Source organism: Burkholderia sp. AU33423, assembly GCF_002223135.1.
Lineage (GTDB): Bacteria > Pseudomonadota > Gammaproteobacteria > Burkholderiales > Burkholderiaceae > Burkholderia > Burkholderia lata_D.
Window position 1 is genome coordinate 281,205 of the sequence record NZ_NKFH01000004.1, and the last position, 22,276, is coordinate 303,480.

Annotated in this window: 17 protein-coding genes; 14 read left to right on the plus strand and 3 right to left on the minus strand. The window is 68.1% G+C overall.

Going from position 1 to position 22,276, the window contains the following annotated elements; genetic code table 11:
• The first annotated feature begins 3 nt into the window (after positions 1-3).
• The 5 genes from CFB50_RS03890 to CFB50_RS03910 all read left to right on the plus strand — a co-directional run bounded on the left by CFB50_RS03890 (position 4) and on the right by CFB50_RS03910 (position 12,059).
• Positions 4-7,641, plus strand: a complete 7,638-nt coding sequence (locus tag CFB50_RS03890) for a type I polyketide synthase (RefSeq protein WP_089444993.1) — start codon at positions 4-6, stop codon at positions 7,639-7,641.
• A complete protein-coding gene (locus CFB50_RS03895; protein WP_089444994.1) occupies positions 7,638-8,555 on the plus strand; it encodes a UDP-3-O-acyl N-acetylglycosamine deacetylase in 918 nt (305 codons plus the stop codon). Before CFB50_RS03890 ends, CFB50_RS03895 begins: the two co-directional genes overlap by 4 nt.
• Before the next feature lie 196 nt (positions 8,556-8,751).
• A complete protein-coding gene (locus CFB50_RS03900; RefSeq protein WP_069250572.1) occupies positions 8,752-9,774 on the plus strand; it encodes an IS110 family transposase in 1,023 nt (340 codons plus the stop codon).
• 285 nt (positions 9,775-10,059) lie between these two features.
• The gene (locus CFB50_RS03905; RefSeq protein ID WP_089444995.1) at positions 10,060-11,388 is read left to right on the plus strand and encodes an aminotransferase class I/II-fold pyridoxal phosphate-dependent enzyme; all 1,329 of its coding nucleotides are present in this window, start codon (positions 10,060-10,062) and stop codon (positions 11,386-11,388) included.
• Positions 11,389-11,435: 47 nt separating this feature from the next.
• Complete coding sequence (locus CFB50_RS03910; protein ID WP_373452950.1) at positions 11,436-12,059, plus strand: GNAT family N-acetyltransferase; 624 nt, start codon at positions 11,436-11,438, stop codon at positions 12,057-12,059.
• A gap of 141 nt (positions 12,060-12,200) precedes the next feature.
• On the opposite strand, the gene cysC is transcribed toward CFB50_RS03910, so the two are convergent.
• The 3 genes from cysC to CFB50_RS03925 all read right to left on the minus strand — a co-directional run bounded on the left by cysC (position 12,201) and on the right by CFB50_RS03925 (position 14,345).
• Positions 12,201-12,797: an adenylyl-sulfate kinase gene (gene cysC, locus CFB50_RS03915; protein WP_089444997.1), complete on the minus strand. Its 597-nt coding sequence runs from the start codon at positions 12,795-12,797 to the stop codon at positions 12,201-12,203.
• A gap of 169 nt (positions 12,798-12,966) precedes the next feature.
• Positions 12,967-13,800, minus strand: a complete 834-nt coding sequence (locus CFB50_RS03920; protein WP_089444998.1) for a class II glutamine amidotransferase — start codon at positions 13,798-13,800, stop codon at positions 12,967-12,969.
• A 215-nt stretch (positions 13,801-14,015) separates the two neighbouring features.
• Entirely contained in the window at positions 14,016-14,345 is a 330-nt protein-coding gene (locus CFB50_RS03925; RefSeq protein ID WP_011351062.1) for a carboxymuconolactone decarboxylase family protein, read from the minus strand.
• A gap of 129 nt (positions 14,346-14,474) precedes the next feature.
• Here CFB50_RS03925 and CFB50_RS03930 point away from each other — a divergent pair, with 129 nt between their 5' ends.
• From CFB50_RS03930 to CFB50_RS03970, 9 genes are all read left to right on the plus strand, one after another.
• Complete coding sequence (locus CFB50_RS03930) at positions 14,475-15,422, plus strand: cupin domain-containing protein (protein ID WP_089444999.1); 948 nt, start codon at positions 14,475-14,477, stop codon at positions 15,420-15,422.
• A gap of 103 nt (positions 15,423-15,525) precedes the next feature.
• Positions 15,526-15,969, plus strand: coding sequence for an inner membrane protein YiaA (gene yiaA, locus CFB50_RS03935; RefSeq protein WP_069249222.1), 444 nt, complete (start codon positions 15,526-15,528; stop codon positions 15,967-15,969).
• A gap of 142 nt (positions 15,970-16,111) precedes the next feature.
• Positions 16,112-17,176, plus strand: coding sequence for a glycosyltransferase (locus CFB50_RS03940; RefSeq protein WP_089445000.1), 1,065 nt, complete (start codon positions 16,112-16,114; stop codon positions 17,174-17,176).
• A 65-nt stretch (positions 17,177-17,241) separates the two neighbouring features.
• Positions 17,242-18,258 (plus strand): hypothetical protein, encoded by a 1,017-nt coding sequence (locus CFB50_RS03945; protein WP_089445001.1) that lies wholly within the window; start codon positions 17,242-17,244, stop codon positions 18,256-18,258.
• On the plus strand, positions 18,255-19,004 hold the full coding sequence (locus CFB50_RS03950; protein ID WP_089445002.1) for a hypothetical protein: 750 nt from the start codon (positions 18,255-18,257) through the stop codon (positions 19,002-19,004). Before CFB50_RS03945 ends, CFB50_RS03950 begins: the two co-directional genes overlap by 4 nt.
• On the plus strand, positions 19,001-20,158 hold the full coding sequence (locus CFB50_RS03955) for a hypothetical protein (RefSeq protein ID WP_089445003.1): 1,158 nt from the start codon (positions 19,001-19,003) through the stop codon (positions 20,156-20,158). Before CFB50_RS03950 ends, CFB50_RS03955 begins: the two co-directional genes overlap by 4 nt.
• A complete protein-coding gene (locus CFB50_RS03960) occupies positions 20,155-20,772 on the plus strand; it encodes a phosphatase PAP2 family protein (protein ID WP_089446026.1) in 618 nt (205 codons plus the stop codon). The genes CFB50_RS03955 and CFB50_RS03960 overlap by 4 nt, the downstream gene beginning before the upstream one ends.
• A complete protein-coding gene (locus CFB50_RS03965; protein WP_069247234.1) occupies positions 20,769-21,719 on the plus strand; it encodes a fatty acid desaturase family protein in 951 nt (316 codons plus the stop codon). The genes CFB50_RS03960 and CFB50_RS03965 overlap by 4 nt, the downstream gene beginning before the upstream one ends.
• Positions 21,720-21,820: 101 nt before the next feature.
• Positions 21,821-22,129, plus strand: coding sequence for a hypothetical protein (locus CFB50_RS03970; RefSeq protein WP_069247235.1), 309 nt, complete (start codon positions 21,821-21,823; stop codon positions 22,127-22,129).
• Positions 22,130-22,276: the final 147 nt, after the last annotated feature.

A 22,276-nucleotide genomic window follows, 5' to 3' on the forward strand; every position in this document is an offset into this window, starting at 1 on the left:
AAGATGAACAGTAAGATTGCAATAATTGGGGTGGCTTGTCGGTTTCCCGGAAGCGCGAATAATCTCGGCGACTTCTGGCAACTGCTGCGCGACGAACGCGACGCAGTGACCGAAATCCCCGCCGACCGCTTCGGCACCGATTTCTACCAGCACCCGTCCAAGCGCGAACCGGGCAAGAGCTACACATTCTCGGCCGGCGTCGTCGACAACGTTGCCGGCTTCGATGCGGCGTTTTTCGGCATTTCCCCGCGCGAAGCGGCCCAGATGGACCCCCAGCAGCGCCTGCTGCTCGAACTCGCATGGGAAGCGTTCGAGGACGCGGGCGTGCGTCCGGCCGACATGCGCGGCAGCAACTGCGGCGTCTTCGTCGGCGCCGCCAGCATGGATTACGGCAACCGCAACATGGACGATCTGAACGTGATCGATCCGTATTCGGCGACCGGCAACACCCTGAGCATCGCGTCGAACCGCGTGTCCTACCTGTTCGATCTGCGCGGCCCGAGCATGTCCGTCGACACGGCCTGCTCGTCGTCGCTCGTCGCACTCCACCAGGCCGTCAAGGCGCTGCAGTCCGGCGAAGCCGACGTGGCGCTCGCGGGCGGCGTCAACCTGCTGCTGCACCCGTTCGGTTTCGTCAGCTTCTCCAAGGCATCGATGCTGTCGCCGCGCGGCCGTTGCCGCGCGTTCGATGCGACCGGCGACGGTTATGTCCGCTCGGAAGGCGGCGCATTCGTCCTGCTCAAGCCGCTCGATCGCGCGCTCGCCGACGGCGACACGATCCATGCGGTGATCGCCGGCTCCGGTGTGAATTCGGTTGGCCACTCGCCGGGCGGCATCAGCGTGCCGGGTGCGGCCGCACAGGCGTCGCTGCTGCGCAGCGTGTACGCGCGCGCCGGCATCGATCCGCAGTCGCTGGCCTATCTCGAAGCGCACGGCACCGGCACGGCGGTCGGCGATCCGATCGAAGCGCGTGCGCTGATCGACGTCGTGTCGGGCGAGCGCCCGGCGGATCGTCCGCTGCTTATCGGTTCGGTCAAGACCAACATCGGCCATCTCGAGACCGCATCCGGCATGGCCGGGCTGCTGAAGGCCGTGCTGTGCCTGAAGCATCGCGCGGTACCGCGCTCGCTGCATTTCGTCACGCCCAATCCCGGGATCGATTTCGACGGCGGGCGTTTGCGTGTCGTCGATCGCTACATGCCGCTCGACACGGGCGACGCGCCGCTGACGGTCGGCGTCAACTCGTTCGGCTTCGGCGGAACGAACGCACACGTCGTGCTGACCGAGGCGCCGGCTGCAAACGAGGCGTCGACGGCCGCGCCCAAGCCCGAGCCGACGCAAGCGCAACTGTCTCCGCTCGTCCTGACCGCGCGCAGCGCGAATGCGCTCGGCGCGCTCGCGGGCCGCTATCTGGCGTTGCTCGACAACGGCGGCGACTGGCAGGCGCTGGCCGCCGCGGCCGCACGTCGTCGCCAATGGCTCGAGCATCGCGCGATCGTCGCGCCGGCCGACCTGCCCGAAGGGCGCGCGGCGCTCGCGGCGCTGGCCCAGCCGGCGCAGGAAGGCCTGCCTGCCTGCGTGGCAACCGGTCAGGCGCCGGCCGATGCAGTGCGCACCGCGCTCGTCTTCTCTGGCAACGGCTGCCAGTGGGTCGGGATGGGCAATGACCTCTATGCGGAGAACGCCGTGTTCCGCGCGGCGCTCGACGAAGTCGACGCGCTGTGGTGCGCCGATGGCAGCCCGTCGCTCGTCGACGTGATGCGCGGTGGCCCGAGCGCGGAATGGCTGGCCGGTGCGGGTGCCGAATGGCTCGCCGCGACGGAGAACGCGCAGCCGCTGCTGTTCGCGATCCAGATCGGCATGATTCGCGTGATCGACGCGCGCGGGATGCGTTACGACGCGGCGATCGGCCATAGCGTCGGCGAGATTGCCGCGGCGTGGGTGACGGGCGCGCTGTCGCTCGCCGACGCGGTTCGCGTGATCAAGATCCGCAGCCGCGCGCAGGCGATGACACGCGGCAGCGGCCGGATGGCGGCCGTCGGCATCGGCGATGCGGCGGCGCGTGAACTGATCGCGCGCCACGGGCTGGCGCGGCGCGTCGAGATCGCGGGCATCAACAGCCCCGACGCGGTGACGCTCGCGGGCGAACTGCAGGGCTTGCAGGCGCTGGAGGCCGCGCTGCGCGGCAGCGGCAAGTTCTTCCAGATGCTGGATCTCGACTATGCGTTCCACAGCAGCCACATGGACCGCATCGAGCCGGTCGTGCTGGCCGAGCTGGCGAGCCTGCGGTCGCAGCCGGGCAACGGCACGTTCGTGTCCACTGTGACCGGCGGCGCACTGGCCGGCACCGAGCTCGATGCCCGCTACTGGTGGCGCAACATTCGCGAGCCGGTGCGCTTCGGCGACGGTATCGCACATCTGATCGCGCAGGGCGTCCGGCTGTTCGTCGAGGTCTCGCCGCATTCGATCCTGCGCACGTACGTGAAGCAGGCATTCGCGGCCGCCGGCGTGACCGGCATGGCGCTGCCGACGCTCAAGCGCGATCACGGCAGCGCGGCGACGCTGCGACAAGCGATTCTCGCGGCGATCGCGCACGGCGCGAGCGTCGACCCCGACCGCTTCGCGCCGGGCGAATCGCGCGCTGCATTGCCGTCCTATCCGTGGCAGCGCGACCGCTTCTGGCTGACGCCGACCGTCGAAGGCTACGGCCTCGTCAATCGTCGCCGCGAGCATCCGTTGCTCGGCTATCGTCTCCACGAGCACGCATTCGCGTGGGAAAACCAGCTCGATCCGGCGAAGCTGCCGATGCTGGCCGATCACGTCGTCGACGGCGGCGTGGCGTTCCCGGGGGCCGGGTACGTGGAAATGGCGCTCGCCGCGGCACGCACCTTCTTCGATACGCCGGACGCGGCGCTCGAAAACGTCGAGATCCGCACGCCGGTGGTATTCCAGCCGCAGCAGGCGAAGCTGTTCCGGCTCGTGATCGAGCCGCGTACCGCGACCTTCACGATCGAGACGCGCGACCGGATGTCGGACGGTGCATGGACGCTGAATGTGACGGGGCGGATGCTGGAAAGCGGCAACACGCTCGGCGATGCGAGCGTCGTGCCGTCGGGCGCGCTCGATCGTCTGCTCGCGCTGCCCGCTGCCGATGGCGACACGCTGTATGCAGACACGGCAGCCATCGGCCTCAGCTACGGGCCGGCATTCCGCTGGGTCCGCACCGTGCGGGTCGCCGCGGACGACGGCGCGGCGCTGGCCGACGTGGCCGCGCCGGCCGCATGCGGCGATGCGCGGGCATTGTCCGCGTATCTGCTGCATCCGGCGCTGATGGACAGCGGGTTTCATCCGCTGTTCGCGCTGCTTGCGGCGCACGCGCGCGAAGGCGAGCATCCGGCCTACGTGCCGGTGCAGATCGGCCGGGTCGACTATCTGCGCGGCGACACGGTCGAGCGGGTGCTCGTGCGGATCGACCGGCACAGCCCGCATTCGATCGTCGCGCATTTCGAATTCCTCGACGCGCGCGGCGCGATCGTCGCGCGGCTCGGCGCATGCCGGTTCCGGCGTGTCGATCTCGTCGGCCGCCGGCAGAACCTGCCCGCGCGCTTCGTCTACCGCCTTGAAGAAGTGCCGCTGCCGGGTGACGTCAATGCAGCCGGCTTACCGGCCCCCGACGCGCTGCTCGCGCAGTCTGTCGCGCGGCTCGATGCGGCCGGGCACGACGGCCGCCGGACGCAGCATCTGACCGAAATCCTGCCGCTGCTCGACGTGCTGGCGAGCCTCTACGCGCTCCGCGCGTTCGATGCGCTCGGCGCATTCGGCGGGGCATGGCAGCCAGCGGCCGGGCGTGAGGCATTGGCCGCACGTCTTGCCGACATGCTGGTCGAGGACGGTCTCGCTCATCGCGATGGCGCGCTGCTCGTGCGCGACGACGCGGCGTGCGCGGTGTTGCCGCCGCTCGACGAGCTGTGGCGCGGGCTGCTGGCCGAATCGCCGGGGCACGTGGCCGAACTGACGCTGCTCGCGCATTGCGGCGCGGCGTTGCCGGACGTGCTGAACGGCGCGAAGGACGGCGCCCGCCTGCTGTCGCCGACCGGGCACAGCCTGGTCGAACAACTCCTTGCGGCATCGCCGACGTGGCAGCACGTGCACGCGTTGCTGATCGCGAGCGTCGAGCAGGCGGTCGACGCATGGCAACCGGCACGCCGGTTGCGCGTGCTCGAGCTGGGCGCGACGGACGGCGACGTGCTGCAGACGCTCGGCATGCATCTCGCGGCCGCGCGCTGCGATCACACAATTGCGGCGACTGCCGGCCAACTCGCCGGGTTCGACGCTGATGCGGAAGCGGCGGTGCGCACGGTTGCATTGCAGGCGGGCGAGCGGTTGTCGCTGGCCGCCGACGAAGCCGGCCCTTACGACCTGATCGTCGCGAACCGCGCGTTGAGCGGCCGGCACGATGTGGCCGACACGCTGAATGCGATGCGGTCATGGCTGGCGCCGGGCGGGTTGCTGCTGCTGGCCGAATCGCGTCGCGGCCGTTTCTCCGACATCGTATCCGGCGCGCAGGCTTCGTCGACGGAAGCCGATGCGCCCGCGCCGCTGGCGCCGGCAGATCTCGATGCCGCACTCGAACGCGCGGGCTTCGTCGATGTCGTGCGGCACGTCGAGCAATCGCTCGATCTGGACGGCACGCCGACGTTCGTCATCGCGCGCAACCCCGCGAACGCCGTGGTCGCGCAACGCGGCGAGGAACCGAGCGATCTCGATACGCTTGCACGCAGCGAGCAATGGCTCGTGATGCATGCACCGGATGCCGCCGGCAGTTTCGGCGGGCGGCTGGCCGATGCGCTGGCGCGCGCGGGCTATCCGGCCGATATCGTCGACGTCACGCACGCGGCCGATGCGATCGCGTCGTTGCCGGCCGGGCAGCCGGCGCATGTCGTATTCTGCGCGCCGGAAACGCCGCTCGCGGAATCGGCGACGGGGGATGACCTGATGGCCGCGCAGCGTAACGGCGTGATCGCCCTTGCTGCACTCGTTCGCGCGCTCGGCGCGCAGCCGAACGCGGCCACGCGGCTGACCGTCGTCACACGTGGCGGCGCGCCATTCGCCGGGACCGCGAATGCGCATCCGGAACAGGCCACGCTGTGGGGTCTCGGTCGCGTGCTGGCGAACGAGCATCCCGAGCTCGCGTGCCGCCTGATCGACGTCGATCGCGCGGCGGACCGGATCCCCGACGCGCTGATTCGCGAGCTGACCGGCGCAGCGGTCGAGGAAGAAGTCGTCCTGGGCGCGCACGGGCGGCAGGTGCCGCGTATGCTGACGGCCGCGCAGGCCGCGGCCCGCGACGATGGCGCGATCGCGCGTGCGGCCGTGCTCGCGTTCGACGCGCCGGGCTCGTTGCGCAACCTCGAATGGTTCGCGTTGCCGGAAAGCCCGCTGGGTGACGACGAGGTGGAGATCGAGCCGGTTGCCACCGGCCTCAATTTCCGCGACGTGATGTATGCGATGGGGCTCTTGTCCGATGAGGCGGTCGAGACCGGCTTCGCGGGTGCGACGATCGGGATGGAACTGTCCGGCCGCGTCGTCCGCGTGGGCAACGCGGTGACGGGATTCGCGCCGGGCGATGCGATGCTCGGCTTCGCGCCGGCCTCGTTCGCGACGCGCGTCAGGACGCGCGCGCAAGCGATCGCACTGAAACCCGAACGCTTGTCGTTCGAGGAAGCGGCGACCGTGCCGACCACGTTCTTCACCGCGTACTACGCACTCGTCGAGCTCGCGCGCCTGCGTCGCGGCGAACGCGTGCTCGTGCACGGCGGCGCGGGTGGGGTCGGGATCGCCGCGATCCAGCTCGCGCGCCACTTCGGCGCGGAAGTGTTCGCGACGGCCGGCAGCGACGAGAAGCGCGAGTTCGTGCGCCTGCTCGGCGCCGACCACGTGCTCGATTCGCGCAGCCTCGCGTTCGCGGACGAGATTCGTGCGCTGACGGGCGGCCAGGGCATCGACATCGTGCTGAATTCGCTCGCCGGCGAAGCGATGGTGCGCAGCATCGATACGCTGCGGCCGTTCGGTCGTTTCCTCGAGCTCGGCAAGCGCGACTTCTACGAAAACAGCCATATCGGGCTGCGGCCGTTCCGCAACAACATCAGCTATTTCGGCATCGATGCCGACCAGCTGATGGGTGCGCTGCCGGAGCTGACCGCGCGCCTGTTCGGCGAAGTGATGGCGCTGTTCGAGGCAGGCGTGCTGCATCCGCTGCCGTATCGCGCGTTTCCGGCCGAACGGGCGGAAGATGCGTTCCGCTACATGCAGCAGGCGCGCCAGATCGGCAAGGTGCTCGTGACCTATCCGTCCGGCACGCCGGCCCCGACGCGCGGCGTCACGCGCGCGGGTTCGCTCGCGCTCGATCCGCATGGCACGTACCTGGTGGTCGGCGGCACGGGCGGGCTCGGTTTTGCGAGCGCGCGCTGGATGGTCGAGCGCGGTGCACGCCGGCTGACGCTGGCGAGTCGTTCCGGCGAGCTCGCTGCCGCCGCACGCGAGGAAGTCGAGCGCTGGCGCACGACGCTCGGCGTCACGGTCGATGTCGTGTCGTGCGATGTGACCGACGCAGCGGCGGTCGAGGCGATGATCGATGCGATCGTCCGGCGCGGCAGCCCGCTCAAGGGCGTGCTGCATTCCGCGATGTCGATCGACGACGGCCTCGTGCGCAATCTCGACGATGCGCGCATGGCCGCGGTGCTCGCACCGAAGGTGGCCGGCGCGTGGAACCTGCATCGCGCGACGCGCGCGTTGCCGCTCGACCTGTTCGTGGTCTATTCGTCGGCGACGACTTATCTCGGCAATCCGGGGCAGTCGAACTACGTCGCGGCCAACACCTTCCTCGAGGCGCTCGTCGAACATCGTCGCGCGGCGGGATTGCCGGGCACGTTCATGGCATGGGGGCCGCTCGAGGACGTCGGCTTCCTCGCACGCCACGCGGATACGCGCGAGGCGTTGCAGTCGCGGATCGGCGGTGCGTCGATCACGTCCGACGAGGCGATGGTCGCGCTCGAGCGCGCGCTGGTGGCGGGCGCGGCAGGCGAAGCCGTAGTCCGGCTCGACTGGCACGCCGTGGCGCGCGGGATGCCTGCCGCGAAGGCGCGCCGGTATTCGCTGCTGCAATCGCACGCGAAGGGCGGCGATGCGCGCGACGGCGGTACGCAGCTGCGGGAAGATGTGCTGGCGTTGCCGCGCGATGAAGCGATCGCGCTGGTCGCCCGGACGCTGCAGGGGCAGATCGCGCGAATCCTGCACATGACGCCGGATCGCATCGCGCTCGACAAGTCGGTGCTCGACATGGGCATGGATTCGCTGATGGGGATGGAGCTCGGCCTCGCGGTCGAGGAAGCGTTCGAGGTCAAGCTGTCGGTGATGGCGATTGCCGAGGGCGCGTCGGTGACGACGCTGGCCGGACGAATCGTCGATTCGATCGGCGCGTCGACCGATGCGGATGCCGGTTCCGCGACGGATGCCGCGCAGGAGGCCGTCGCGGCGCTCGCGGCGAAGCACGCGATCGACGGCGAAGCGCGCGCGATGCTCGATGCGCGGCAGGCACCCGTCGCGGGCCAGGCGTCGCCGACGCTGGAGGTCGCGCGATGAGCGCGCCGTCCGGCTGGGCGACGCGTCAGGGCACGCTGGCACGTCCATTGGCGATCGACGGTCACGGGCTGCACACGGGGCGCCGGGTGGGCGTGCGGATCCTGCCCGGGCGTCCGGAAGAGGGCGTGACGGGCATCGCGTTCCGTCGCGTCTCGCAGGGGCGCACGCTCGCGACGCTGCCGGTCGATCCCACGCTGCGCCGCGCGCAGCCGCTGTGCACGATGTTGCGCAACGCCGACGGCGTCGGCGTTCGCACGATCGAGCACCTGCTCGCTTCGCTGCTCGCGTGCGAGATCGATCATGCGATCGTCGAGATCGATGCGGAAGAAGTGCCGATTCTCGATGGCAGCGCCGCGCCTTGGGTGGATGCGATCCGCGCGTGCGGCCGTGTCGCGCTCGATGCACCGAAACGCTTCATCCGCGTGCTGCGGCCCGTCGTCGTCACGGACGGCGAGGGCGACCAGCGGCGCGAAATGCGGATCGAACCGGCGCCGCGTTACGAACTGAGCGTGCGTAACGACCTGCGCGGCTTCGGCGACATGCACTGGGACGGGGCGCTGACGCCGGCCGCATTCGCGACCGAAATCGCACCATCGCGCTCGTACGGCCGCGTGAAATGGGCGGTACCCGCGATCGTCGCCGGTTATCTGCGCGGGGTGCCGATCCTGCGCGGCGCGCGGCCGTCGTGCACGGCGTCCATCGTCGGCAATCGCGTGCTGGGCGGGATGCGGCTGCCGGAAGAGTTCGTCCGGCATCGCGTGCTCGACCTGGTCGGCGATCTCGCGCTGGCCGGCGCGCCGCTGCTGGCGCGCGTGAGCGCGCTGCGGCCGAGCCACGAGATGAATTTCCGGCTGGTTGACGCGCTGCTGGCCGAACCCGATGCGTGGCAGTGGGCCGAGTTTCCCGACGCGTGACACCACACTTTTTCATGATGCGCGGCGTAACATAGCGCCTTTTCGAGATACAAGCGAAGGAATTAAATGAACGCGTCCCACCCCGTGACCGGGTGAGCAAAAGAAGCGGATGAGGAAGATGGATCCTCGTGGGCTGCCGGCATCGATGTGCCCAACGTGGAAAATACGGAGTTTTCCAAGGTAACCGGAGGATCCAGTGGTCAATTGTCCGGCAGTGGGCGTGGATATTGCGAAGTCGATTTTTCAGGTGCATTACGTTGATCAGGAAACCGGGGAGATCGTGAATAAGCCGATCAGGCGCGGGAAGTTTCTTGAGTTCTTTGCGAACCGGGCAGCTTGCTTGATTGGTATGGAAGCGTGTGGTGGTGCGCACCACTGGGCTCGGCAACTGACGAAGATGGGTCACCAGGTCAGGCTGATGCCTGCCGAGTTCGTGAAGGCGTTCAACATCCGTAACAAGAATGATGCGGCGGACGCTCGGGCGATCTGGTTGGCCGTACAGCAGCCGAGTAAGGCGGTCGCAGTGAAGACGGAGATGCAGCAGGCGATGCTGGCCTTGCACCGGATGCGCCAGCAACTCATTAAGTTTCGCACTATGCAGATTAATGGATTGCGCGGGCTGCTCACGGAATACGGTGAGGTGATGAGCAAGAGTCGGGCGAAGCTGGACAAGGAAATTCCGGAAGTGCTTGAGCGTATCGCGGAGCGTTTGCCAGCAGTTTTCGTCCACACATTGCGCGAACAGTGGAATGGATTGGCGAAGCTTGACGAGCAGGTAGCGCAGATCGAGCAACGCATGCGCGAGTGGAAGAAAGAAGACAAGGCGGTGAAAGCGATTAGCGAGATTCCGGGTGTCGGGCTGCTAACGGCGACGGCGGCGGTTGCAATGATGGGCGATGCGAAGGTCTTCAGATCCGGACGTGAATTCGCAGCCTGGGCTGGTCTTGTACCCAAGCAGACAGGCTCCGGAGGCAAAGTGAACCTGCACGGGATATCGAAGCGTGGCGACACGTACCTGCGTACGCTGCTGATTCACGGTGCTCGATCGGTACTGGCGCATGTGAAGGAACCCGGCGAGTGGATTGAGCAGATGCAGAAGCGTCGACCAACGAATGTCGTGGTCGTTGCATTGGCGAACAAGATGGCGCGAATGATCTGGGCGGTACTCGCCCATGGTCGTCCGTACCGAAAGGACTACGTGAGCGTGAAACCGGCGTAAGCGACGGCACGGCACATCAAGATCAATGTTTAGCACAGGGTGAACGTCGAAAGGTTGCGCAGCAATCGAGTGTGATGACAAGCCAGGTAGGACCGGGATCTACTAAACCTGAATTGCTCCAAGAGCTGCGAGCTCGCCGAAGGAATGAGGTGTAGATCAGCGGATTTCATAGGGGGCCGCAGCGGCAGTGCGAGCTGCAAGCAAGCCCGGATATAGAGATGCAGCCATCCTGTCTGTCAGAACACACGAAAACTGTTGCAAACGGGACGCGTTCATATAGAAGCAATGGCACTGGGAGAGCAACTTCGCCAGCAACTGGCGGCGAAAGCGCTGAAACGGCAACTGGAGCGCGCGACCGATGCGGCCGCGGCACCGGGTGTGCCCGGCACGCTGGCCGCGCAAACCGCATCGGCGCGCAGCCGCTTCGAATCGATGCCGCAGTATCAGCAGGTCCGGATCATGCGCGAGATGGGCGAGAAGCTGCGCGTCGACTCGCCGTTTTTCCGCGTGCATGAAGGTGTGGCCGGCGCGACGACGCAGATCGGCGGCCGCGAGTACCTGAACTTCGCGAACTACAACTACCTCGGCCTGGCCGGCGATCCGGCCGTGTCGTCGCGCGCGAAAGCCGCGATCGACCGCTACGGCACGTCGGCCTCCGCGAGCCGGATGGTCGCGGGCGAACGCCCGGTGCAGCGCGACCTCGAGCGCGCGCTGGCGGCGTTCTATGAAACCGACGACTGCGTCGCGTTCGTGAGCGGCCATGCGACGAACGTGACCGTGATCGGCGCGCTGTTCGGCCCCGGCGATCTGGTCGTCCACGATTCGCTCGCGCACAACAGCATCGTGCAGGGCGCGCAGCTGAGCGGCGCGAAGCGGCTCAGCTTCGCGCACAACGACTGGCAGGCGCTCGACGAACTGCTGTCGCGCGTGCGCCGCGAATACCGGCACGTGCTGATCGCGATCGAAGGGCTGTACAGCATGGACGGCGATTTCCCCGACCTGCAGCGCTTCGTCGACGTGAAGACGCGCCACGGTGCATTCCTGCTGGTCGACGAGGCGCATTCGCTCGGCGTGCTCGGCGCGACCGGCAAGGGCATCCGCGAGCATTGCGGCGTCGCGCCCGACCAGGTCGACATGTGGATGGGCACGATGAGCAAGACGCTGGCCGGCTGCGGCGGTTTCATCGCCGGCTGCCAGCCGCTGGTCGACATGCTGCGGCATCTGGCGCCGGGCTTCCTGTACAGCGTCGGGCTCGCGCCGACGCTCGCCGAAGCGTCGCTGGCCGCGCTCGAGCGGCTGCAGGCCGAGCCGGAGCGCGTCGCGCAACTGCAGGCGCGCGGGCGGCAGTTCCTGACCGAGGCGCGCGCCGCCGGGCTGAACACGGGCACGAGCGCCGGGTTCGCGGTCGTGCCGGTGATCACAGGGAGCTCGCTGAAGGCCGCGCAATGGGCCAATGCGATGTTCGACGAAGGGATCAACGTGCAGCCGATCTTCTATCCGGCCGTCGAGGAAAAGGCCGCGCGCCTGCGCTTCTTCATCTGCTCGACGCACGAGCCGGAGCAGATCAGCCGGACGGTCGCCGTGTTGTCGCGCCTCGCGGGGCGCAGCACGTGACGCTGGCCGGAGCGTTCGCGCAAGCGGTGCCGCGCGCCGGCGAGCGCATGCGGTTTCGCGCGGCGGATGCGGGCGACGCGGCGGCGTGCGCGCCGCTCGTCTTTGCCTCCGGCGTGGCGGAATTCGGGTTCTTTCTCGGCGAAAGCGACGCACGCTGCATCGCGTTCCTGCAACAGGCGTTCCGGTCGCGTTACGGGCGCTTCTCGTGGCGCCGGCATCGTGTCGCGGTCGCCGACGATGGTGCGGTGCTGGCGGTGATGGCGATTCACGACGGGCAACGGACGATGTTCGACGACGTGCATGTCGTGTGGGCACTCTCGCGCTTTTTCGGTGTACGCCGCACGATTGGCCAGTTGTTGCGCGGGCTGATCCTCGAAACGGAAATTCCGGCGCCGAAGCGTTCGCAGATCCTCGTCGCGCATTGCGCAACCGACGAGCGGCAGCGCGGCACGGGCGTATTCAGCGCGCTGTTTCGCGATGCGCTGGACATCGGTGCATTGCCCGCCGACGGCAGCCGCGACGTCGTGCTCGACGTGCTGACCCGCAACGTGCGGGCCCGCGCGCTGTACGAACGGCTCGGGTTCGCCGCGCTGCCGCGCCCGCGCGCCCGTTCGCGCCGGCTGCCCGCCGAACTCGATTCGGTCCGGATGCGGTTTTCTCGCCGCGCCTGACGGCGAGTATCGTGCCTGCCGCCTTACTTGTGTCGCGGGCTGAACGGCGGGCGGAGTCCGTTGGCATCGCGTGCGGATGTCCTTGCCGTTCGCGCGAATGGCGCACCGACGCACGCGGGACGGCGTTCGATCGCGACGGCGTCAGCCGCCCAGCGGCAGTTTCCGGATGATCGCGTCCACACACTCCGAGGGACTGGCCTCGGCCGTCCTGACATGGACGTCAGGGGACTGCGGTGGCTCATAGACAGAATCGATGCCGGTAAATTGGCGAATCGCGCCTTGCCTTGCCAACGCGTAGAGTCCCTTCGGGTCGCGAGCCTCTGCGACTTCGAGTGCCGCGTCGACGAAGACCTCGATGAACGTACCGGCCGCAAAGCGCGCACGCGCTTTGGCGCGCGCCTCCTGGAATGGCGAGATCAGCGCAGCGATGACGACGAATCCGGCATCCACCAGCAGCCTCGCCACCTCGGCGGTTCGTCGGATATTTTCATGGCGATCGGCATCGCTGAATCCGAGGTCCCGGTTCAGCCCCTCGCGCAGGCGGTCAGCATCCAGCAGATAGGTGCGCAGTCCGCGGTCATCGAGGTGTTCCTGCAGCAGAGTCGCCAGCGTCGATTTGCCTGCGCCGGAGATGCCGGTCAGCCACACCACGAAGGCGCGATCCTGTTTTCCGTCCGGACTGGTGGAGCGACCGTTCGTCGGCGTGGCGGGTGACAAATTCTTGAAATCTTGGGGCATTTCCGATATGAGGTGCGGGCGATCGTGCAGTTGCTTTCTTGGGTTCTGTTTACTCCTGGGGCGGATTGTAACGCGACGGAAAGTTTGTAATCCCTTCCTTTTTTAACGAATTGCTTCGTGCGTGTGTGTCTGATACCACCGTCTAGATGAGGTCAACGGTGCCAATGCGCTACTTGTGCCGCGGCCCGAACGGCCGCTGCTGCACGTCGGCGCCGTGCGCGACGATCGCCGTGCTCTCCGGTACTTCTTCCCACGCGCCCCGCAAGTCGACGAGCGGCTCGGACACGACCATGAACGCGTCGTCGCCGGCCTCGGCGATGCGCGGGTTGTGCGGATACAGCTCGTGCAGGTGCTTGAACGACGTGCTGTGGAACAGCGAGCGCGACTGCCGTTCGCTCGAATAGCGCACCGCGATGATCCGTTCACCGTCGGTCGCGCAGATCGTCATGTTGAGTGGGTCGGCCACGCGGTGCCGGCCGGCGGTTTCTTCAACCACGCCGACCATCCGCTCGAGCGCCGGCAGCGGCGTCTGCTCGAGGCCGTAGGTCAGCGCGAGACGGAACATCAGTTCGGAGTCGGTCGAGCCTTCGAGCGTCGGGAACAGCGCGGGATCGACCTTCATCGTCAGGTCGCGGCGCAGCTTGTGGAAGTCGCGGATCAGCCCGTTGTGCGCGAACAGCCAGCGGCCGTGGCGGAACGGGTGACAGTTGGTTTCCTGCACGGGGGTGTCGGTGGCCGCGCGGATGTGCGCGATGAACATCCGCGAGCGGATCGCGCGTGCGGCTTCGCGCAGGTTGCGGTCGTTCCACGCGGGATGCACGGAGCGGTAGCGGAACGGAAGTTCGTCGGGGCGCCCGTACCAGCCGATACCGAAGCCGTCGCCGTTGGTGGTTGTCGCCCCCAGCTCCGAATGCAGGCTCTGGTCGATCAGCGAATGCTTCGCGCGGAACAGTACGGTCTCGAGATGAAGCGGATTGCCCGTATAGGCGAGCCAGCGGCACATGGAGCGCTCCTTCACGATGGATCGTTCACGCATGGTAGCCGACTTCGCGGCGCATCCGTGCCTGGGCGCACGCGGCCAGTCATTCGGGCAGGTACGCCGGCCAATCGTCATACATCGATTGCCTTGCCTGCCCGGATGCGCGATGCGCAACCGGGTGGCCTGCGGCCAATCCGACCGGGCGCCGCCCCGCGACGGCAGCGCCGCGGCCGTCGAGCTCACTCGCCGAGCGCGTCCATCACACGCGCCGAATAGACGAGTGCCGCACCCGCGTTCAGCGCAATCGCGACGCCGAGCGCTTCCGCCACTTCCTCCTTGGTCGCGCCATGCTTGGCCGCTTCGGCGGTGTGCACGGCGATACAGCCGTCGCAGCGCGTCGTGACGGCGACCGCGAGCGCGATCAGTTCGCGCGTCTTCGCGTCGAGATGGCCGGTCTTGGCACCGGCGCCCGACAGCGCCTTGTAGCCGGCCAGCGTATCGGGCGACAGCTTGGCGATCTCGCCGATGCGCGTCGAGAGTTCCTTCCGGTATTCGTTCCAGTTCAGCATGATGCGTCCTTTCGAGTAGGGGTGAGGAGGGCGGCGGGTGCCGCGATCTCGGGCGATGCAGGGCTATTCTGATCGTTCGCGTTGAGGGTTTCGATACGCTAGAGTGTCAATTTTTAGCGCGATCGTCTCATGGATGCGTTGAGTCAACTCCTGTCGCTGGGCCGCAGCCATGTCGAGCTCGACGTGCGCTGCCTGCTCGACGGGCCGTTCGCGATGCCGCACGACCCGCTGCCGTCCGGCGAGGCGGCGTTTCACCTGGTGCTGGCCGGAACCTGCCGGCTGCGTACCGCGGACGGGCGCACGCTGCAGCTCGCCGACGGCGATTTCGTGCTGCTGCCCGCGGGTGGCGCGCACGACCTGCTCGACGCAGGGGCCGGCCGGTCGCGGCCGGCTGCGGCGCTGCGTGAACAGGGCGCCGGCGGCGGCGCGGTGCTGCCGGTCAAGTCGAATCTCGATCCGGCCGAACCGGGCGGTGCGAGCGTGGACCTGCTGTGCGGGCGGTTCGTCTATGCGCGCGGCGCGGGCGAACTGCTGATGCGCACGCTGCCGCACGTGCTGCACGTCGGGTTGCGCGACGCGTCGGGGTTCGCGCCGCTGCAACTGCTGACGAGCGTGCTGCGCACCGAGGCGTCGAACGGGCAGCCGGGCGCCGGCGCGATCGTGAACGCGCTCGGCCAGGCGCTGCTCGCGTACGCGTTGCGCGCATACGGTCGGGGTGCGCGCGTGCCGTCCGGCTGGCTGGCGCTGGCGGCCGACGCGCGGCTCGGCCCGTCGGTCCAGGCCGTGCTGCAGGCACCGGAGAAACCGTGGACGGTCGAGTCGCTCGGCGACGCCTCCGCGATGTCGCGCGCGACGTACGCACGGCATTTCCGCGAGCGGGCCGGGATGAGCGTCGGCGCGTTCGTCGCGCAGATCCGGATGATGCACGCGTGCGCGCTGCTGCAGGACACGCAGCGCGGGCAGGCGGAAATCGGGCAGGCGGTCGGCTACCAGTCCGAAGCCGCGTTCGGCAAGGCGTTTCGCGCTGTGCTCGGCACGACGCCGGGACGCTGGCGGCGGGCGCAGCGCGGCATGTAAGACTGCAAGCGAGGCTGTCGTGGTATGCGCCAAAGCTGCTACCATGCGCGAAACGCAGTTCAACGAAAACGATTTCGAACAAGAAGAAAGAGAGGGCAAAGCAATGAACCAGACCACCATCCAGCAGCCGTCGTTCGCGTTCGTGGCCGCCTCGTGGGCCGCGCTGCTCGCCGGTTTCGCGGCATTCCTGATCGGTCTCTGGAACGCCGGCATGCAGCTCAACGAGAAGGGCTACTACTTCACCGTGCTGGTGTTCGGTCTCTATGCGGCAATCTCGCTGCAGAAGAGCGTCCGCGATCGCGCGGAAGGCATTCCCGTCACCGGCATCTACTACGGCCTCAGCTGGATCGCGCTGCTGCTGTCGATCGCGCTGCTGGTCGTCGGCCTCTTCAACGCGACGCTGCAGTTGAGCGAAAAGGGCTTCTACGCGATGTCGTTCGTGCTCGCGCTGTTCGGCTCGGTCGCCGTGCAGAAGAACACGCGCGACCTGCAGAACGCGAAGCCGCGCTATCCCGACGCCGAATCGGCGCCGTCCGTCCAGGAGTGACGGCACGCGAAGCGGGCGCCTTCCAGGCCGCCTGCTTTGCGACGACGGTCGCGGGCGACCCGCATTCGCCGATGCGCGGCGGGCTCCCCGCCCATTCGTTGTTTCATCCATGCCGGTGCGCATGACGATGGAGATATTCCGGATGCCAGACTTCACAGAAACCACGCGGCACACCCGCGCGGCGGCCCGCGCCGTGGCGGCGCAGGCCGCGCTCGTGCTGGAGACGAACAACCTGCGCGGCGGCGCGGGGCTCGTGCAGGCCGTCGACAGCCTGAAGCGTCTCGTCTCGGCGCTGTCGAGGCAGACCGTGCCGCCCGCGGCACTCGCGCAATGGATCATCACGCACGAGGGCCTGCCGGCCGATGCGTGCGCGGAGATCGCCGCGCTGGCCGGCCGCCCGATCGATTTCGTCGAGATCGGCGCGAGCACCGGCTACTACGACGCGAAGAACGACGGGTTCGACCACGTCGACGCGGCCCGCTGCGACATCGTCGTGTTCGCCGATGCCGATTGCCGGCCGGCCGACGACTGGCTCGAGCACCTGCTCGCACCGTTCGCGCGCGAAGCGGGCGGTGCGCCCGTCGCGGTGGCGGGGCGCACCAGCTATGCGCCGAACGTGCTCGGCACCGCGCTGACGTCGATCGATTTCATGTATTTCCCGAGCCCGCTGCGTGACGGTGCGACGCGCAATTTCTACGCGAACAACGTCGCGTTCCGCCGCGACGTGTTCGCGCGATTCCGCTACGAGCCGCTCGACGGCGTCTATCGCGCGCATTGCCAGGTGATGGGGCTGCGGATGCAGGCAGCTGGTGTAGCCGTCGAGTTCGCGCCGGACGCGCACACCGAACATCGGCTGCCGGACACGCAACGCGAATCGCTGAAGCTGCGCTGGATGCGCGGCGAGGACAGCGTCGGCCTGACGCCGTATCTCGTGAACGCGTACCTGCCGCGCGGCTGGCAGTGGCTCGGCCGCAGCGGCCCGCTCGGCCCGTTCTGCGTGATGGCGATGCGGCTCGGCTACAGCCTGCGCGCGCTCAATCGCCAGCAGTTGCCGCGACTGGGCGCTGCCCGCTATCTCGCGGCCGTCGGCGTCACGATCGCGGCGTCCGCCGTCGATACGCTCGGCGCGCTCGCGCGCGGTTTCGGTCTCGCCGGGCGTGCATCGGCGCGGCGCGATCTCGAAGCGCTGTCCTATCACCGTCATTGAACCGGCGCCGCGCATCACGCGCGGTCACGACACGCCGACACCCTGCATCCATCCTGACAACGACCATGCCCACTCTCGCCACCCGTGTTGCCTGCCTCGCCCTGTTTGCCGCCAGCGTCGGCGCCCATGCCGCGCCGGTCGACCATGCGGGACGCGGGATCTACCACTTCGCATCGCAAAGCGGCTGCCCGTTCGCGAACGCGGCCGCCGCGGACTGCAATCGCGTCGCGCTCGATGCGCCGGACGTTCACGCGAGCATCGATACCGATGCGCACGCGATCGTCTTCTCGAGCGATGCAGCGCGCCGCACGAAGGACGTGCTCGGCGACGTGCTGCTGCAGGGCACGGGCGTCGACGGCGACGGCCGGCGCGTGCCGCTGAGCGTGCACGTGCTGCTGCGTCGCGACGGCGCGAAATGGGACCGCGATGTGTACGTCCATGCGCCCGTGCGCGGCACGTTCACCGATGTCCGGATCGATCCATATCGCGTGCGGGTGAAGGAGGGCGGCGGCGAGCGCGACGTGCTCACGCCGGACGAAACGCTGGCACTGTTCGCGCATCCGTCGCTGGCATCGCGGCTCGCGCGGCATCTCGTGAAGGTGAGCGCGACCGATCCGAAACAGCCGTCCGCGGATGACATCACGATTGGGCTTGGCGTCGGCGGCCTGACGAAGTCGGTCGCGCGTGCGAGCTTTACGTCGAACGCGCCTCACGATGCCGACGTCGATCGCGCACTCGCAGCCGGCACGTGGACGATTCGTTTCGATGCGCTGAGCAATCACATTCCGGTGTGGGTCGCCCAGCGCGAGCTGTTCCTGTTCGGCCTGGACGGCAGCGCGCTGGTGAAGGACATGCGCACGCGCGGCTTCAGGAAGAACGACCGGATCGAATTCGGCGCGCGTGACGGCAGCGGCTATCTGCGCGTCAACGGCCGCGAGGAAGCATTTGCGGGGGCGACCGCATCCGCGCATGCGTTCATGCAGGAAAGCTTCATCGGCCTGATCCTCGGATGGCGCCGCGATCCTGCCGGCGCTGCGGCGGCTGCGACGAAATCTGCGTCCGCACGAGGCGAGCCGGCATGAGCGCAGCAGGCGAACTGCCGGCGTCGCCGCAGGCAGCGCACGAGGCATGCTTCGACTGTCTCGAGGCGCCCGTGCCGCACGGGGCGGCGCGGGTGCGCGCGTACCTCGTCGATCGCCTCAAGCGGGCGGCGATCCGGCAGTTGCATCGCAGTACACATGGCGAGCGCTGGGTGCTGCGCATGTACCTGATCGGCGAGGAAGCGACCGAGTGCGCGTTGCACGAGGACTGGACCGGACAGCCACCGGACTGGCTTGCGCCGCGGATCGAGCAGCACCTCGCGGACGAGCGTCGCCACGCCGCGGCGTTCGCCGATGCGCTGCGCGAGCGCGGCGTCGCGCCGTCGACTGCACCGCATGAGCCCGACTGGTTGAGCCGGCGCAAGATCATGCGATGGCGCCGGCTTGCGCAGCGCCATGCGCCGCATTTCTCGCAAGGCGTGCTCGTGCCGGCCTATGCGACGGGGTTATGTGCGGAACAGATGGCGATGCGTGTGCTCGCGCGTCACTGCGCGACGATCGGCGATGCACATCCGTTGTACCCGCTGCTCTCGCGCGTGCTCGCCGACGAGACGCGGCATGTCAGGCTCTGCTCGGACACGCTGCGCCGTCTGGTTGCGCCGTCCGAGGCAGCGCATCTCGCCGCGTTGCTGAACGAGATCCGCGCGATCGAAGCCGGTTTCGGCGTGACGGGCGCGCTGGCGATGGTCGCGGCCGGCTGGTTCCAGTCGCTTCGTCCGCGCGCATGATGCCGCGAATCGTCTATCTCGCGACGGCCGACGCACGCGGCCACCTGATGCGCGCGCAACTGCTCGTGCATGCGCTGCGTGCGGCCGGCGCGCAGGTCGACGTGCTGACGACGTCCGATGTGGGGCAGGCGTTCCTGGCTGCGTTCGACATCGACGCGGCCGTGCTGTCCCGTCACTACGCGGTGCAGTTCGACGAACGGCAGAACATGCTGCGCGACGCGACCGATCGCAATGTCGCGCACTACGTGTTCAGGCCGACGCGCATGCCGCGTGACATCGCGCGGCTGGGTGCGATCGTCCGCGATGCCGATCTCGTGATCAACGACTCGTTTCATCCGGCGCTGCTGTTCATGGGCGCGATGCCGGGTTGGCGACGCCGCATCGTCCACGTGTACGGCGGCAGCCTGCGCCGCGCGTTGACCGCGAATTTCGACGCACGTCTGCCGCGCGCACTGGCGCGCGCATTTGCACGGATCGTCGACTGGCAGATCGATTCGGCGCGGTGCTGCATCGAACACGATTTTGCATACGATGCCGCCGATGACGTCCGGCGATCGTGCACGCATTGCCGGCTGCCGACGCCGGTGCCGATCGTCGCCGAGCGGCCGGCTTCGGAACCGGCTGCGGCCGCCATTTACCTGAACCCGCACTTTCGCGATATCGCGCTCGCCGATGCGTTGTCCGCCGGCATGCGCGACGCGGGGCTCGCCACCCATCGCGTGGGCGAGGGCTATGCCGGGCACGACGGCTGGACCGGCGTCGACGCCGACTGGGTGACGCGCGCCGCCCATGCTCCGCTGATCGTGTCCGCACCCGGCATGGCCGCGCTGTCGATCGCACACGTGTATCACCGCCCGATCCTGCTCGTGCAGTCCGACCAGCCCGAGCAGGCGAGCAACGCAGCGCGCGCCGCGCAACTGCAACTCGTGCATCGGGTCGTCACGTGGCGCGGCGACGCAGTCGAGTTCCGGCGGGAAGTCGGGCAGGCTGCCGCCGAACTGATGCGCCACCCCGGTACGCGGGCACGGACGATCGCCGGCCGCGAGCATGCACGTGCGCGTGTGGACGCTTGGACGTCACGCCTCCTCGCGTTGCTGCCGCATGCGAAGGTGGCCGATACGGAGACGCGATGCGAGGCGCCGGCACCCCGATGAATTCGCTGTCGTTTCGTGACGCTCGCCGGCCCGACATCCGGCAGATGCTGGCCGCGACGTTCGGCATGGCAGCCGGCCTCGCGATCTTCTTTCTGCTGGAGCGCAGCGTCACGCCGCGCTACGTGTTCGCCACGTCGATCGATGCGCGGATTCCGTTCATCGCGTGGTCGTGGTTCGTCTATGTCGGCTTCTTCCCGTTCGTGATTGCGCTTGCCGCGTATGCGCGGCCGCCCGCGTTCGCCGCGTTCAAGGAGGCCGTGCTGATCGCGTTCGTGCTCGGTGTCGCGTGTTTCCTGCTGTTTCCGGAGGCCGTGCCGCGGCCCGACGTCGCGGAGATCGGCAACACGTTCGTGCGTCACCGTCTCGCGCGCATGTGGCAGCTCGATCTCGCGGCAAATGGTTTTCCGAGCCTGCATGTCGCGGTGACGTGCCTTGCCTGCCGGATGCTGGCGGACCGGCGACGGCTCGTGACCGTGGCGGTCGGCCTGCTGATCTGCACGTCGACGCTGACGCTCAAGCAGCATACGGTGGCCGATGTGCTGGGCGGCGTGGCACTCGCGATGGTCAGTGCGCTGTGGGTCGAGCGGCGATCGCTGCGCGGGAGGCTCGCGTGACCGATACCCCCCGTGTTCACCAAGCCGGGCCGAACGCCGGGCTTGCGCGGTTCGTGCCCGATCCGGCGTTGTTCCGCGTGAGCGCATCGCGCGTCGGCGCTGCGCTGGCAGGTGACTGGCTGATGATTGCCGCCGCGTTCGCGGTTGCGATCGTGTTTGCGCATCCGCTCGTGTACGCGTTGGCAGCGATCGTAATCGCGCGCAGCCAGCTTGCGCTCGCGGTCATGATGCACGAAGGTGCGCACGGTTTGCTGGCGCGGAACCGGCGCGTCAACGACGCGGTGGGCCAACTGTTCGCGGCCGGCCCGCTGTGGTTGTCGCTGCGGACGTATCGTGCCGGCCATCTGAAACACCATCGCGCACCGATGGAGCCAGACGATCCCGTCGCGCTGCTCTTTGGCGTGCACGACTATCCGGTGACGCGCGGGCGGTTGATCGGCCGCCTGCTCGCGTACGCATGCGGGATCGGCTACGTGACGAGCGTCGTGAAGCTCGCCCGCGGCGAGTTTGCACATGCAATGCCGAAGGTCGGGAAGTCGCGTGCGTACGCCGCGTGGGAAGTCGCGTCGATGCTGGCTGGCAATGGTGTGCTGTTCGGCGCGCTCGCATGGGCTGGGCATCCGCTGCTGTATGTCACGTTGTGGATCGTGCCGTCCGTCACGCTGCTGCCGCTCGCCGGGCAGGTGCGCGCGATCTTCGAGCATGCGGGGCTGCCGGCCTGTGCCGACCAGAGCCGCAACGCGCGCACGATCGTCCGGCGTTCGTGGCAGACGTTCCTGTTCGGCCCGCACGCGATTCATTTTCATATCGAACATCACCTGTTCGCGCGTATGCCGTTCCACCACCTGCCGGTCGTGCATCGGCAGCTTGCCGAGCGGCGGTTGCTGCCCGAGGGCAATCTGTATGCGGGATATGGCGCGGTGCTGCGGGACGTGAGCGTGCGCTGACGCTCCGTTCGACGCTGTATGCCTCTCTTCCAGGAGCCAAGGAGTGACAGTCTATTTCAAGTTGCGCGTGCTGCATCGGGCCGTGTTTTCCGCGGATTGCGATGCTGGCGGCCGACGCGTGCGCGCAGACTGTGCCCGTTCCGACCGTGTCCGCGGCGACCGATGCGCTGGCTGTCATCGTTGTCCGTAACGGGCCATTCGGTATCGCAGTCATACCGGACGGCAAACGTGTGTACGTCACCCGCCACAGCGACACATCCGTCGCGGTAATCGCCGGGCAACTCGGTTCACACGGCGACCGGTCGGAGGAGGCACGTGCGCTGAATCGGCCAGCAGGGACCGCCGGCGCGCCGAACGCGGTCGTGGCGCAGGAGCTGGTTGCGGCGGCGACGTCGGTGTCAACGAACTGATCGATCGCTATGGATAGCTGCTTCGCGCTTCATCAGTGGCTTCCCTCTCTGATGCCGTGCGTGTCACCGGCTTGTTCGCAATAGGGCAGCGCATATTGTGTCGCTAACCGGAGTTCCCATTTTCGGGGGGGCGTCCAAGTATCGGTC